At 56.1% G+C, this 14,393-nt stretch carries 9 protein-coding genes; 5 read left to right on the top strand and 4 right to left on the bottom strand.

The genetic code is table 11. From position 1 onward, the window contains the following. Window positions 1–84: 84 nt before the first annotated feature. Window positions 85–2,214 (top strand): formylglycine-generating enzyme family protein, encoded by a 2,130-nt coding sequence (locus AB4Y89_RS00170; RefSeq protein WP_442298884.1) that lies wholly within the window; start codon window positions 85–87, stop codon window positions 2,212–2,214. Between the two features lie 176 nt (window positions 2,215–2,390). Here the strand turns inward: AB4Y89_RS00170 and AB4Y89_RS00165 are convergent, their stop codons facing one another. Continuing rightward, the gene (locus AB4Y89_RS00165; RefSeq protein ID WP_442298883.1) at window positions 2,391–3,854 is read right to left on the bottom strand and encodes a GDSL-type esterase/lipase family protein; all 1,464 of its coding nucleotides are present in this window, start codon (window positions 3,852–3,854) and stop codon (window positions 2,391–2,393) included. Window positions 3,855–3,936: 82 nt separating this feature from the next. On the opposite strand from AB4Y89_RS00165, the gene AB4Y89_RS00160 reads away from it, so the two are divergent. Continuing rightward, the gene (locus AB4Y89_RS00160) at window positions 3,937–4,695 is read left to right on the top strand and encodes a 6-phosphogluconolactonase (RefSeq protein ID WP_442298882.1); all 759 of its coding nucleotides are present in this window, start codon (window positions 3,937–3,939) and stop codon (window positions 4,693–4,695) included. 9 nt (window positions 4,696–4,704) lie between these two features. Here the strand turns inward: AB4Y89_RS00160 and AB4Y89_RS00155 are convergent, their stop codons facing one another. Both AB4Y89_RS00155 and AB4Y89_RS00150 read right to left on the bottom strand, forming a co-directional pair. Further along, window positions 4,705–6,021, bottom strand: coding sequence for an MFS transporter (locus AB4Y89_RS00155; RefSeq protein ID WP_442298881.1), 1,317 nt, complete (start codon window positions 6,019–6,021; stop codon window positions 4,705–4,707). A 212-nt stretch (window positions 6,022–6,233) separates the two neighbouring features. After that, window positions 6,234–7,196 carry a carbohydrate kinase family protein gene (locus AB4Y89_RS00150; protein ID WP_442298880.1) on the bottom strand — a complete coding sequence of 321 codons (963 nt, stop codon included), beginning with the start codon at window positions 7,194–7,196 and terminating at the stop codon, window positions 6,234–6,236. Window positions 7,197–7,338: 142 nt separating this feature from the next. Between AB4Y89_RS00150 and AB4Y89_RS00145 the strand changes: the two genes are divergently transcribed. Next, window positions 7,339–8,625: a D-tagatose-bisphosphate aldolase, class II, non-catalytic subunit gene (locus AB4Y89_RS00145; protein ID WP_442298879.1), complete on the top strand. Its 1,287-nt coding sequence runs from the start codon at window positions 7,339–7,341 to the stop codon at window positions 8,623–8,625. A gap of 14 nt (window positions 8,626–8,639) precedes the next feature. Here AB4Y89_RS00145 and AB4Y89_RS00140 read toward each other — a convergent pair whose 3' ends face one another. After that, entirely contained in the window at window positions 8,640–9,398 is a 759-nt protein-coding gene (locus tag AB4Y89_RS00140) for a DeoR/GlpR family DNA-binding transcription regulator (protein WP_442298878.1), read from the bottom strand. Between the two features lie 490 nt (window positions 9,399–9,888). On the opposite strand from AB4Y89_RS00140, the gene AB4Y89_RS00135 reads away from it, so the two are divergent. Together AB4Y89_RS00135 and AB4Y89_RS00130 are read left to right on the top strand one after the other, a co-directional pair. Next, a complete protein-coding gene (locus AB4Y89_RS00135; protein ID WP_442298877.1) occupies window positions 9,889–11,925 on the top strand; it encodes a glycoside hydrolase family 20 zincin-like fold domain-containing protein in 2,037 nt (678 codons plus the stop codon). A gap of 8 nt (window positions 11,926–11,933) precedes the next feature. Then, window positions 11,934–14,378, top strand: a complete 2,445-nt coding sequence (locus AB4Y89_RS00130) for a PKD domain-containing protein (RefSeq protein WP_442298876.1) — start codon at window positions 11,934–11,936, stop codon at window positions 14,376–14,378. Window positions 14,379–14,393: the final 15 nt, after the last annotated feature.

The following is a 14,393-nucleotide window of genomic DNA, read 5'->3' as shown; positions in this document are numbered from 1 at the left end:
GCGGCCGGTCCCGAGCTTCTGTAATATTGGCGGAGGTTGCGTGTGATGAATGGAGGAACATTGGGGCGAGCAACGCGGAGAGCAATGGCAATCGGGGCATTCTGTTTCGCAGCCGGGGTTCCTGCGCAAGACCATTTCCATCTGACTAACGAAGGCATCACCGCGCCTGCATGCACAGATGAGACCAAGGAAGCCTGTACCGCTGCAGATTATCGAGTCTGGCTCGCCGACCTGAAGGCCTGGCGTGCTGACCGGCATATCCGCATGGGGTATGACAGTAGCCTTTATGAGTTGCCAGCCTTGAAGTGGACACAGTCCAGTTTTATTCAGCCGCAAATGATGATCGAAGACCGCTATTTCTTTGACATCCAGAGCGGTAAATACACTGTCGATCGCTACCTCGATGATCTGGTCAAGCGTTACGGCGGCGTCGACGCGGTGCTTATCTGGCAGAGCTATCCCAACATCGGCATTGATGACCGCAACCAGTACGACATGCTTCGCGATATGCCAGGGGGCATCACAGGCGTGAAGAAGATGGTGGATGAGTTCCATCAGCGCAGTGTGAAGGTTTTTTTCCCTGTTATGGTCTGGGATCAGGGCACGAGAGATGAGGGTAAGCCTAACTGGACGGCCACAGCTGAGTTATTGAAGGCGGTTGGCGCAGATGGAGTGAACGGCGACACGTTGGAGGGGATGCCGAGGGCCTTCCACGATGCCACGATGAAGATCGGCCATCCCCTCGCGCTTGAGCCGGAGAACATGCTCACGGCCGACGACATGCTGACTTGGAACACGATGTCTTGGGGGTACTGGCGCTATCCGTACGCTCCGGAGGTCAGCCGGTACAAGTGGCTCGAGCCGCGCACGATGGTTAACGTGAGCGTACGCTGGAGCCGCAAAAAGACCGATAACCTGCAGGCCGCTTTCTTCAACGGTGTGGGGTTTGAGAGCTGGGAGAACGTCTGGGGGATCTGGAACGGTCTTACGCCACGCGATGCAGAGACGGTTCGGCGCCTTGCGACGATGGAGCGTGCGCTTGCGCCGTTCCTCGTTAGCCAGGGCTGGCAGCCTTACTACCCCACTGAGACGCGGGGTCTCTTCGCTAGCTTCTGGCCTCTCAACGACGATGCACTGTGGACGCTCGTCAACCGGAGCGGCTATGCTATGCGCGAAAACGTGTTAAACGTAACGAACGCGCCCGCCGGAGCGAAGTTTTACGATGTCTATCACGGCACCGAGTTGACGCCGCGCATGCATGGCAAAGATGCGCTGCTGAGTCTAGAAATCGAGCCGCATGGTTATGGTGCGGTGCTGCAGGTGACAAGAGCGCTGACGGCGAAAGAGCAGACGCTACTCGCGACTATGCGGGAGATGACCCAAAGACCGCTCGAAAGCTTTAGTCCGGAGTGGACGTTTTTGCCACAGAAACTCATAGACACAGCACCTGCGTTGGCTCCGATGGCTTTTCCAGAAGGCATGAAGAAGATCCCGGCGGGGTTGTACCGGTTTCGCGTCAGTGGCGTGGAGATTGAAGGCAACGATGATGTCGGCGTTGATTTTCAATATCCGTGGGAAGAATCGCCGCGCCGTCATCATGATCACTTTATGCAGATGAAGTCGTTCTGGATGGACACTTATCCGGTTACAAACGCTCAGTTCAAAACCTTTCTCGATGCCACAAGCTACCAACCCTCGGATACGACGAACTTCCTGCGCGATTGGAAACAGAAAAAGTACCCGGATGGTTGGGCGGACAGGCCTGTGACATGGGTCTCGCTGGAAGATGCGCGTGCTTATGCCACTTGGGCCGGCAAACGGCTTCCGCATGAGTGGGAGTGGCAGTACGCTGCGCAGGGCTTGGACGGACGCCGCTATCCATGGGGTGAAACCTGGCACGATGCGGCTGTCCCAACGCCGGTCAAGGGAAGAACTCTCACCGAACCCGATCGGGTGGGCGCCCATCCGCAGGGCGCGAGCCCATTCGGTGTCGAGGACATGACCGGGAATGTGTGGCAGTGGACTGACGAATACCAGGACGAACATACGCGTGCCGCTGTGCTTCGCGGTGGCAGCTACTTCCAGCCGCAGGGTTCGGAGTGGTACTTTCCGCAGGCGTATCAGAACGAACTACATGGAAAGTTTCTTCTGATGGCTCCGAGCGAGGACCGCTCCGGAAGCGTCGGCTTCCGTTGCGTCATGGATATCGAGTAACGCCATGGATCGGACCCTTCCTACGGCTACATGGCACGCAAGGACGCAACCATGCGTTAGAGGCGATCGAACAATGACATCGGTGACCGTGCCTGCCCCTGTAACCGCTACGCTTTCGGTTCGCCGATGGCATGGGCTTTCTGTATAGAGATCGACACCAGGTCGTCGGCCACTATTTATCGCCCGACGCCGAGCTTAATCAACGCATTCGCCCAGATCTGATAACCCGCGTCGCTGGGATGCGTGCCATCCGGCATGATCGACTTTGGAAGGGAGCCGTCCGGTGCTAAGAATTGTTCGCCGATATCGAGATAGATTACGGACGCATCTGTACCGAACCTCTGCCGCGAAAGCTTGTTCGTCTCCATAATGTTTTTGCTCAGATCGGCGTCGCGTTTCGAGCTTCGAGGAAAGATCGCCATCACTACGATGTGGCTGGCAGGTGACCGTTCATGGAGCTCCTTGACGATCGATGTGATGCCTTCTACCACCTCTTCGGGCCTGTTGGCACGTGCGTTCTTTGATCCGGTCAGGTTATTGGTGCCTATATTCAGCACCACCCACTTCGGTGTAAGACCGTCGAATTCGCCCTGCCGGATACGCCAGAGCACATTCTGTGTACGGTCCCAACCGAAGCCCATGTTGATGACCGGCACATCTCCAAAAAGGCTCTTCCACGCCGTGGGGCCGCTGGTGATGTTGCCCGCAGGCATGCCGCCCCAGAAGTGCGTGATGGAGTCGCCTATCATGACCACCTCCGGCTTGATGGACTTGTGCGTTTCCAACTCCGCATGGTGTCTTGCATACCAGTCATAGCCGTCCTGCTCGAGACGCGGCACAGGGATTTTCGCCGTGTTTATCTCCGTCATTGCATCTAAATCCATGCGGGGCGTATCGCCCATCAGCTTCGCCAGCGTGGGCTCAATGGCTTTGGCCATCATGCGCTGTCCGACCGTATCCGGATGAAGCGCGGGCCGGTCCTCGGATGTTCGGGGATCATAAAAGAGCGCCGTATTCAGCAGGCCGTTCTTATAGAAGATCGACCCGATATCAAGATATGCAACGCGAGGATTATCGCCGTAGCAGCGCGCGAGATACGCGTTTACCTCTGCGTCGGCTCTCGATTTACTTTCGGAACGGTCGCTGGGTAGGATGCCGAGCAACAGAATCTTTGTCTCAGGCAGATGCTCTTCGAGGGTCCCGATCATCGTATCAATGCCTGTTTCGGTCTGGGCGGCAGTCTGTCCATGAAGCGTGTTATTCGTGCCGATAAGCACCAGCGCAACCTTCGGATGCAAGCCTTTGACCTCGTCGTGGTCCAGTCTCCACGTGACATCGGCCGTCGTGTCGCCACTCACACCCAGGTTCAGCGCCCTCCTGGGGGCATAGAACTTCTCCCAAATGGGCAAGAAGTCCTCATCGGGCTTTCTGGCCACGTGATAGTTCTCCGTGATGGAGTCACCGATCAGCAGGAGCTGCGTTTCAGGGTGATCCTGTGCCTCCTTCACCAGGCTATTGTGCTGCGCCAACCAGTCGGGATCGCTGGAGTGATCCTTCGCTGGGGCGGTTTGTCCCCAGGAGTATCCCGGCAGAAGCAAAAGCGTCGCCAATGTGAGAAGAATCCCCTGTCGTTTCGCCATAAGCTGCCGACCTTTATCCTTCTTTATCTTTCGTATTGCTTTGCTTTGTTTTCGTTTTATAGTAACAAAAGAGGAAACATAAATGAAACTTGCGGTGTATTCATCGAAAGCGGCACTCGCAGAGGCTGCCGCCCAACACGCCAAGGGACTGCTGACGACGACGATTCGCGAAAAGGGGCACGTGCGCCTCATCGCGGCGACGGGAGCCTCGCAACTGGAGTTTCTGGAACAGCTGACGAGCCTGCCCGGCATCGACTGGGACAAGGTGGAGCTATTCCATCTGGATGAATACATCGGCATAAGCGAAAAACATCCCGCGAGCTTTCGACGTTACTTGCGCGCCCGTTTAATCGAGAAAGCTGGTATCCACAAATATCATCTGATCGACGGAACCCGTCCCACCGACGAGGTAATGGCTGAGGTTGGTGCAGCCATCCAGAGCGCTCCTATCGACATAGCGTTTGTCGGGATCGGAGAAAACGGTCACATCGCGTTCAATGATCCCCCCGCAGACTTCATCAACACGGACGCGTACGTGGTTGTAACGCTTGATGAACCGTGCCGTCAGCAGCAGTTCGGTGAAGGCTGGTTCCCAACGCTGGATGATGTGCCGCATCGTGCGATCTCGATGACCGTGCGGCAGATCATGGCTTCGACCAACATCATCGCCGTCGTTCCCGATGCGCGCAAAGCACAGGCTGTGAAAGACTGCCTGGAAGGCGACGTGAGCCCGCTGCATCCAGCATCGATCCTTCGCGAACACGCCAACGCTACGCTGTATCTTGAGCCCGAGTCTGCGGCGAAGCTCTCCACGGAAGCCATCGAAACTTTCAGCCGTTAAGGCAAAGGTTCAGATGCGTAATACCTTTCCCTCGTCCGTAGCACGCGTGTTGCGGACGAGGATCATCACCAAAATCATCCCCAGCACGGGTATGCATCCACTTGCGATCATGATCGGATCGAAGGCATGCGTGCCCATTCCTTTTCTGGAGTCGGAGAAATAGCCGACGGCCTTCATCGCTATCACTGTGAGCAGCGCCGCTACGGCTCCGCTCATCCCGCTGACGGTAGCCACCGAGCTGGGCTGGTTCAGGTCTGATGGAAGCACGTTCGCAATCGTGCTGAAGCAGGCATAGGAAAAGGTCGCGCCGGCGAACAGGACCGTGAGCAGAAACAGGTTTGTTGTGAGTACGGTAGGGATGAGCAGCATAGTGCCGAGGCCGCCAGCCAAGGCGATGGCTCTGCGCGCCGCACCAACACGCCAGCCCCGGCGAATCAGCCATCCAGAGACGGCGCCTCCTGTGAAGTTGCCCGCATCTGCCGCGATGAATGGCACCCACACTGAAAGCAGGCCGTTACGCAGATCGATGCCTTTTGCCACAAGATAAATCGGGAACCAGTCCGCGACGAAGAACCATACGGGATCGGTCAGGGCTCGTGCCGCAATCGTGCCCCAGGTCTGCGGGAACTTGAGCAATTCCCACACGGTCGTGGGCTTTGCTGTGTTCGACGAGCCCGAGATCGCTTTGTCCGCACGCAGCATCTCCAACTCGTGCTTGGAAATCGATGGATGCTCCTGGGGAGGGTAGTAAAACCGTCTCCATAAGATCAGCCACAACAGTCCGAGCACACCAGGGACGATAAACGCCGGCCGCCACCCCCAGTGTGTATAGATGAAGAAGACCAGAAACGGCGTGATCGCTCCACCAACTGACGACCCGCTGTCAAAGAAGGCTGTCGCCAGGCCACGCTCGCTCGCTGGGAACCATTCGGACACAGCTTTCGTCGCAGCAGGCCAGTTGGCCGACTCCCCCAAGCCCAGCATGAAGCGGAAGCCCAGGAACCCAAGCAGGCTGCTCGCAAGTGGAGTCACAATCGACACGATGGAATAAAAGCTGACGCTGAAGGTGATCGACCGCCGTGTACCGAAGCGATCGATCCATCGTCCGCAGAGCAGTTGGCCGATGCCATAGGCGACGCGAAAGCCGATCACGAGATTGGCATAGTCGCTGTTGCGCCAGCGATACGTCTCTTTCAGAAAGGGAGCGAGCAGAGACAGTGTCTGCCGATCGAGATAGTTGATGACCGTCGAGGCGAAGAGGAGGAGGCAGATGTACCAACGAATCGATTGTCGTGCGGGGGCTGCGAACCCAGCGGGGGAGTTCACCTGGCACCGGACAACAGAAGCTTCAGCGCGTTCATGGGCAGATCGCCCGTCTCCAGTGCCGTGAACACGTTTAAAAACTTGTCCAGCTCAATCACACCCATATTGGAGACGCTCCCGCTTGACCTCGTATCGAGTCGGATACGATAGCACAATTTATTTCGTTTTATTTCGTTTTAGGTATATATAAAACTAGCCTAGGCGTCAAACGAAAATTAACGGGCGAAATTCAACAGCCCTTCGGGGTCGTAGGCCTGCAAAAACGGATCGCGAATCTCAGCGCGGACAAAGGCCTCAATTCCCCCGCGTCCTTGTGTAGACAATGCACCGGAGAGGTTTCCGCAACGCGCCGCCGTGGCCACATCACGACCAGAGAGGAACGCCGCCAGAAAACCTGCGTTGAAGCTGTCTCCTGCCCCCACCGTGTCCACAATCTTCGCGAGTTTTACCGGCGCTGACTCGTACGACGTGCCCTCGGTCACAACCAGAGCTCCAAGCGATCCACGCTTCAATACGATGGTTGCAACATGGGGTTGTATCTGCTCCAAAGCGCCCGTGACATCCTCGGACTTCGTCATGCGGCACAGCTCCGACGCATTCGGCATAAAGATGTCAACGAAGGGGAGCACTTCCATCAATGGCGATCCCCAGACATCGGCGGGATCATCGTTTGGATCGAGCGAGATCGTCATCCCGTTACGTTTCAAGCCGGCCAGGAACGCGGGTAAGCCTGCATGAAGCTTGCTCTGCAGATACAGCGACGACAGGTGAAAGTGACGTGCCGAACAGAGGTGAGACACATCGACATCTGCCAGTGCAAGATCCGCGATCGTACCCAGGTAGGTGAGGATATGGCGTTCTCCGTCGTGGGGCAGAAGCACCGTCACACCGGTCTTGCGTCCTGGCAGCTTCTTCACGCCGGTGACATCCACACCACGATCAGCGAGATATCTTTCCGCGGCAGTGCCGAGGTCGTCATCGCCGATCACGCTTTGAAAACTGACTTGCATTCCCAGGGCCGCAAGGTTATGCGCAACGATCGCCGATGAGCTTCCCAGAGTCATGCTGAAGTCGCTCGCCAGCAACTCGCGCTCGGTCTGCATCGTCTGTGGCAGACCGTACAGAATTAGGTCCAGATTGAGTTCCCCTGCGATACCGACATCAAAGCTGTGATTCATGACTCTCCCACTTGCGTTTATAGTTAATATAGTTTACTTTTTATTTCGAATTCTTTCGAATTGCGAACAAGACAAACATGCGACCAAATATGACAAAGCATCTCCTACGGCCTTTTATCTCAGATACGCCCGGGGGCGCCCTATGAGTGTTGTGCTGCAAAAGCAACTGCTTGCCGAGCGAAGACATGCTGGCATCTACGCTGTCTGCTCCGCCCATCCATGGGTGATTGAAGCTGCGGCTTTGCAGGCTCTTGAGGACGGGACTTCCCTGCTGGTCGAGGCTACCTCCAACCAAGTCAATCAGGATGGTGGCTACACCGGCATGCAGCCCTCGGATTTTCGAAGCTTTGTCGGAGAGATCGCAGAAGGCGTCGGCGTCCCTGTCGAGCGGCTGTACTTTGGCGGAGATCACTTGGGGCCAAATCCCTGGAGTTCGCTCAATGCGGTCGAAGCCATGAAACGGGCGTGCCGAATGGTCGATCAGTACGCGCGCGCGGGGTTCACCAAGATTCATCTCGACGCCAGCATGCCTTGTCTGGGAGATCCTGAAGTTCTGAGCGATGAGATCGTGGCTGAACGCGCCGCGACGCTCTGCGCAGCGGTGGAAACGGCTGTCATGGAGACCAACGGGGTGGCGCCGATTTACATCATTGGCACGGAGGTTCCTCCTCCGGGAGGAGCTTCGCATGCGCTCAACCACATTGAAGTCACTGGAGCCGCCGCCGTGGAGCGTACGCTCCAGATTCATCAAGCAGCCTTCCATGACGCTGGCCTCACTGAAGCCTGGAAACGTGTTCTGGGCATCGTTGTCCAGCCGGGCGTCGAATTCGATCACGATCATGTCTTCGACTATGTTCCAGCGGCAGCACAGAAGCTGCAGAGTTTCCTCGATCGCCATCCCAGCATTGTCTTCGAGGCCCATTCCACCGACTATCAAAAGCCATTAGCGTTTCAGCAGCTTGTACGCGACGGATTCGCCATCCTGAAGGTCGGCCCCGGGCTTACCTTTGCACTCCGTGAGGCTCTCTTTGCACTGGCCCATATCGAAGACGAGCTTCTGCCGCAGGCCCAGCGATCTCATCTGCGCGGCGTTCTCGAGCAGACCATGTTCGACAATCCCAGATACTGGCAGCAGTACTATCCCGGCACGGAACAGGAACAAAAAATTCTGCGCTCGTTCAGCTATAGCGATCGCATCCGCTACTATTGGTCGGCACGGGAGGTTCAGACGAGCATCGAAACACTGCTTAGAAACTTCGAGGCTCTCTCGGTGCCCAAGACCTTGCTGAGCCAGTATCTACCTGGAGGTTACGAGGCTGTACGTGGGCGTAAGGAGATATCTGCTCGTCATCTCGTGATCGAGCACATTCGCACGGAGATCAGGAAGTATAGCGCGGCGTGCAAACCTGACAGTGGCCGCGCCGCCTAGGGAATCCGCTGCTCCTACGCGAGCAGCAGATTGCATCCGTGCGAACGGATCTTTTCTTGAATGGCGACGGGCATGTTGGTGTCACTGATCACGGTGTGGATCTCCGAGAACGTTGCGATACGCGACATGCTGCGCTTGTCGAACTTGCTTGAATCGGCCACAAGAATGGTCTCGCGCGCAATTCGAAGCATCGCCCTGTTCACCATCGCCTCTTCGAGATCCGCGCCGCTCGCGCCAAAGTCTGGGTCACAGCCGGCGCCTCCCATGAAGAGCTTGTCCGCAGAGAGTTGGCTCAGCATATCTTCTGCGGACCGGCCGACGATCGAGGCCGAGTCGCTTCGCAGCGTGCCGCCGAGGATCGTCGTGTGAACCCCACGCGCTCCCAACAGCTCATTGGCGATATTGACACCATTTGTAATGACCTGCAGCCTCGGACGATTCTTGATCTGCTTGGCGATCTCGCCGGTCGTCGTTCCCGAGTCCAGAATCACAATTTCGCCATCCTGGATCAGGCTCGCGGCAAGAATACCGATGCGGCGTTTTTCTTCGATATGCGACTGAATACGATCCTGAAACGGAGACTCATACAGTCTCGAATCCGGCTTCAACGCGCCGCCATGCGACCGTTGCAGCAGCCCACGCTTTTGCAACTCATTCAGATCGTTGCGGATGGTCACTGAAGTGGTGCTAAACCGTTGCGCAAGGTCCTGTACTCGCACTCTTCCAGAAGTGTCGATGATCTGCATAATCAACGCGCGGCGCTCGTCAGCCATGATTCCGCCAGTTGCTTCCTTCACGCTGTCAGACAATGTGATGCCACTCCCGATACTGATTACTGATTGCTTGCAAAACGACAATACAACTACGGCTTCTATCTCTGTCATCACTTGCGATTGCTTGTGAGATTTTGTTGGCCGGCACACAGAACAAAAGCCAGTGTATCGCATCCGTGTCGCCCGTCTCGATTTCGTTGTTGCGGCTACGATTGACGCGCTTTCCGCACCTTTGCCCCGTCAGACACGAAAAAGATCTTAGCCAAAATGCAGACGCAAAAGCCCGGCCAGCGCTTTCGTTTATAGCGAATATTTCTTTCGAATAGATACCAAATGCAATGATACAGTTTTCTTAATCTTTCTTTTTCCAGATTAGAATGGCAAATCCCCAAACGAGCGTGTAGTGTTCACGATGACAGCTGGAGCAAGCAGGCGTTCTCTCAGACTCTGGACAGGGGCAATCCTTTGCACCCTCATCAGCGCGTTGAGCATGGGCCAGACCGAGGTGACAAAGGTCCCGCTGATACCTGCGCCCCGCGAACTCGATGAGAAAGCTGTGCTGCCGCTCACCGGATCTGTCACTGTTCGCTCCTCCCTCGATAACGAAGACCTCTTTGCGGCTAAGGATCTGGTCAACGAGCTACATCTGCGAGATATCCCGGTGAGTGCAAAGACCACTGGCGTAAGTATCGAGTTGTTGCGGCTCGACACTCCAAAGGCTGCTTCGCTCCTCGCTGCACACCACCTCGTCTTCACCGACACGATGCGCGACGAAGGCTATGCCCTGCTATACGACCGAAGAACGTTCTATGACATCGCTGCGACGTCCACGGGCATCTTCTATGGCGTCCAGACGATCAAGCAACTCGTCACGGGTCATGCTCAACAGGCCGTGCTTCAAACGGCTAAGATTCGCGACTGGCCAGCGATGAAATACCGCGGGCAGGATGACGATCTTTCGCGTGGCCCATTTCCGACACTCGACTATCAGAAAAAGCAGATTCGCACACTGGCGGCCTTCAAGATCAATATCTATTCGCCGTACTTCGAGAACAATCTGCAGTACGCTTCCGATCCGCTGATAGCGCCTCCCGGCGGCTCTATGAGCCGTACCGAGGTGGAAGAGCTCGTACGATTCGCGCAGCAGTATCACGTTAGCATCGTTCCGCAACAGGAGGCCTTCGGACATCTTCATCACGTCCTGATGCATGAGCGCTACAACCATCTGTCTGAAACACCGCATGGCACGGTACTTGCTCCAGAACAGCCCGGATCTCTACAACTAACAAGCAAGTGGTTCGCACAAGTCGCGCAGATGTTTCCTGGTCCGTTCCTGCATATTGGGGCCGATGAGACGGACGATTTGGGCTTGGGTCAAACCAAGGGCGCCGTCGCCAGCCGAGGCCTGGTGCCGGTCTACATCGACTTCATCACCCAGGTCCATGAGGCTTTGCGGCCTTTGCATAAGCGGCTCCTATTCTGGGGGGACGTCGCGATGAACTCACCGGAATCCGTCAAGAATCTTCCCAAGGACATGATCGCGGTTCCATGGCAGTACTCGATGCAGGAGCACGGTTTCGATAAGTGGATCGCTCCTTTTCGCGATTCCGGCATTGAGACATGGGTAGCGCCGAGCGCTAATCGGGGCAACCGTATCTTCCCCGACAACGATAACAATCTCAAGACGATTCAGGCCTTCGTCACCGATGGTCAGCGGCTGGGGTCAACAGGCATGCTGAATACAGTCTGGAACGATGGTGGAGAAGGCATCTTCGAGCAGAACTGGTATGGCGTTCTCTACGGAGCTTCGTCCAGTTGGCAAAGCGGCAAAGCCGACATTGAGCAGTTCGAACAAGACTACGGCCGCGTCTTTCACAACGATTCGTCCGGAAAAGTAAATCAGGCTGAGATCGCGCTGATGAATGCGCACCTCATTCTGGCCAAAGCAGATTTGCAGGCAAAGAATGTCTTGTTCTGGGAAGACCCTTGGAGCAAAAACGGACAGCAGGATACGTTGAAGATTCTACCCGTCGCCCATGACCTTCGCATGGCGGCGGAGGATGCCATCATCCTTCTTGAAGAAGCGAAGAAGCAGCCAGAAATACGCAATATTGATGCGCTGGACGCGATGGAGATAGGCGCGCGCAAGATGGACTTCATCGGACAGAAGTTTCTGCAGGCCGAGGAGATGCGCCAGGAATATTCGGAAATGTATGCTCACCAGGCAGACGTGCCGAAGAAGGAGGCCGTCTCAGACATGTCGTTTACCCTGAGCGGCAACAATGGGCAATGCCAGGACTTGCGTGATGGTTATGGGCTTATTCGTGATCTCTTCCGGGCAGCATGGCTCAAAGAGAGCCGACCTTATTGGCTTGACAATGTTACTGCGCAGTACGACCTGAATATGCAGCTCTGGATCCAGCGAGGAGTAGTCATTCGCGCCGCGGGAGACGACTATGAGAAAACAGGTCACCTTCCAACGCCACAAGAGCTCGAGATTCCAGCAACAACGCTCCTCACACGATAAGAGGTTCCATGACGTCCCGCGCACATCGAACGCGACATGCTTCAGCCGGTGCAATCTGCATCGTTTTGTTGTCTTTCACCGCCGTTGCTCAAAGCGCCGATGTGCAGCCCATGCATGTTGCCATAGACCCGGAGGATGCGAGCTTTACGCTTTCCGCGGACGGCCTTCCCTTCCCCGTACTTCGGGCCGGCATCTCCGCCCTGATCGATGGAAGATGGGTTCGGTCGAGCAGCTATCCAAATCACCGCATCGATGCCGTTGCCGGAGGATGGGATGTCACTTTTAGTGGGCTGGCGAATGAGCCGGAGCTACATTATCGACTTCACACTCCTGAGGGGCGTTCCTTTGGAGAGGTGCAGGCAACTGTTCGCAATACCACTGGAGGGCCCATCCACGTCAATGCGATTCGTATGATGGATACGGTAGGCGGCCCTCTTCTCAATCTCGGAGGCCCCGTCGAGCATGACCGCATTCTCTCCGACAGCTTCAGCGAAGACACGCCGGCCATCAAGATCATGGACCTGAAAGATGCCCCAAACCGCGTACATCGTGGTGTAGGCAGCCAACTGATCTATAACCGCGACAGCAAATGGAGCTTCTTCGCGGGTACCGGCACGTCGGATCGTTTCATCACACTCCTACGGCTGACTCTGGGCAAGGATACTGGGATCGAGAGCTACATTGCCGAGTCTACCGGCACTACTGAAATCATGCGAGAAAACTCCCTTCTTGAATCCCCCAGTGAAGATGCTGTGCCGTTATCGCTTGAACTCGCATCGGGTACAGAGCTCCGCTCGGAGCGCCTCTTCTTCAGCATCGACAACGACTATCACCGTCAGCTCGAGGCCTATGGCGTTCTCATTCGAGACCTGCATCACGCCCGCACCAAGGCTTCTACTGCGATGGGCTGGTGGAGCTGGACGGCTTACTACTACGGCCTCACCGAGGGAGTCGCACTCACGAACGCTCAATGGCTGGCGCAGAATCTGAGTGAGCTTGGCTACAACTACTTCCATCTCGATGAGGGCTATCAATACGCTCGCGGAGAGTACATTACAGCGGATGCAAACCAGTTCCCTCATGGAATGATTGCGCTCGAAAACCATGTGCACGCGCTGGGCCTCACGTCGGGAATATGGACCGCGCCCTTCGAGGTCTCTGAGCGAGCCTCCATCTTCACGGACCATAAAGACTGGCTTGTGCACAATGCCGGCGGTCAGCCCATTCACCTGGGCTGGGCTAATAATCACCTTGACCGCCTATACGCCCTTGATACTACTCATCCTGGAGCGCAGGAGTATCTTCGCTCGACCTATGCCGCACTGGTGAAGCAGTGGGGCATCCGGTACATCAAGCTTGACTTCATGGACGACAGCGCTGTTGAAGGAATCCGCTATCGGCCGAACACCACCGCAATGGAGGCTCAGCGGATTGGTCTTGCGACTATTCGCGAGACAGTAGGCGACGACATCATGCTGGATAAAGACGGCAGCGCTATGTTGAATCCAGTAGGCTATGTCGACTACGGCCGCATCGCACAGGACACCGGACATACCTTCACCGCAACGAAAGAGGCCGCGCCCGCGGTCGCTGCTCGCTACTACATGAATCGTAACTTCTTCGTGAATGATCCAGACGCCTTCACCGTATCTACTCAGATCATTAAAGATCATGCGTGGAACGGCGGCAAAATCCCACTCACGCTGGAAGAGGCTAAGGCTTCCATCGCCCTCAGCGCGATCTCAGGTGGCATGTTTGAGATCGGTGATGACCTTCCTTCACTCGGCAGCAAGCCGGAGAGGCTCGCTCTGGTAAGGAACCGCGATCTGCTCAACATGGTCAAGCCAGGCAAAGCGTCGAAGCCAATGGACTTGATGAGCTATGCCCCGGAAGATAAGCAACCCAGCATCTTTTTTCTGAAGGAAGATGGCGGGCATAGTGTTCTCACAATCTTCAACTGGACCGACGAAGCCCGTACCCATCGCATACCCCTAGGCTCCGTTGGTCTTGACGTGAACTCTCGTTATTTCATTCGAGAGATCTTCGATAGAGACTCATCGACGAGGCGGGCCGCGCACGTCCTCACGGTAACCCAACCCGCTCATTCGGTGCGCATCTATCAAATTATCAACCTATCTATCCCGGCGCAGCGGCAGCATATCGACGTCAAGCATCCCACCCATGTCAAGACCGGTGAAAGCGCTTCTTTTTCCGTTTGCTCGGAAGACGTAGCTTTTCCACCCGCTGAGTACCGCTGGACGTTCGGAGATGGTGTCAGCGCGCAAGACTGCGCCGTAACCCACACCTACACCCAGCCAGGAACGTACCGCGTACGACTGATTGCGATAGGTGCGACAACATCCACACAGATCAGCGCCTTCGACGTGACCGCTGAAGGAGAGATACCCTCCGCGTTTGTGCCTGCAACAAAGACACGCTTCAACGACAAGTAATTGGCTCGATATAGA

Source organism: Terriglobus sp. 2YAB30_2 (assembly GCF_052114765.1).
In the GTDB taxonomy this organism is placed as follows: Bacteria; Acidobacteriota; Terriglobia; order Terriglobales; family Acidobacteriaceae; genus Terriglobus.
The sequence above is the reverse complement of the archived record's forward strand: the minus strand, read 5'-3'. Positions and strand labels throughout refer to the sequence as shown.

Coding starts and splice junctions, on each gene's coding strand:
- AB4Y89_RS00160 (WP_442298882.1), top strand. CDS start 3,937: ATGAAACTTGCGGTGTATTCATCGAAAGCGGCACTCGCAGAGGCTGCC.
- AB4Y89_RS00135 (WP_442298877.1), top strand. CDS start 9,889: ATGGGCCAGACCGAGGTGACAAAGGTCCCGCTGATACCTGCGCCCCGC.
- AB4Y89_RS00150 (WP_442298880.1), bottom strand. CDS start 7,196: ATGAATCACAGCTTTGATGTCGGTATCGCAGGGGAACTCAATCTGGAC.
- AB4Y89_RS00130 (WP_442298876.1), top strand. CDS start 11,934: ATGACGTCCCGCGCACATCGAACGCGACATGCTTCAGCCGGTGCAATC.
- AB4Y89_RS00170 (WP_442298884.1), top strand. CDS start 85: ATGGCAATCGGGGCATTCTGTTTCGCAGCCGGGGTTCCTGCGCAAGAC.
- AB4Y89_RS00145 (WP_442298879.1), top strand. CDS start 7,339: ATGAGTGTTGTGCTGCAAAAGCAACTGCTTGCCGAGCGAAGACATGCT.
- AB4Y89_RS00140 (WP_442298878.1), bottom strand. CDS start 9,398: ATGGCTGACGAGCGCCGCGCGTTGATTATGCAGATCATCGACACTTCT.
- AB4Y89_RS00165 (WP_442298883.1), bottom strand. CDS start 3,854: ATGGCGAAACGACAGGGGATTCTTCTCACATTGGCGACGCTTTTGCTT.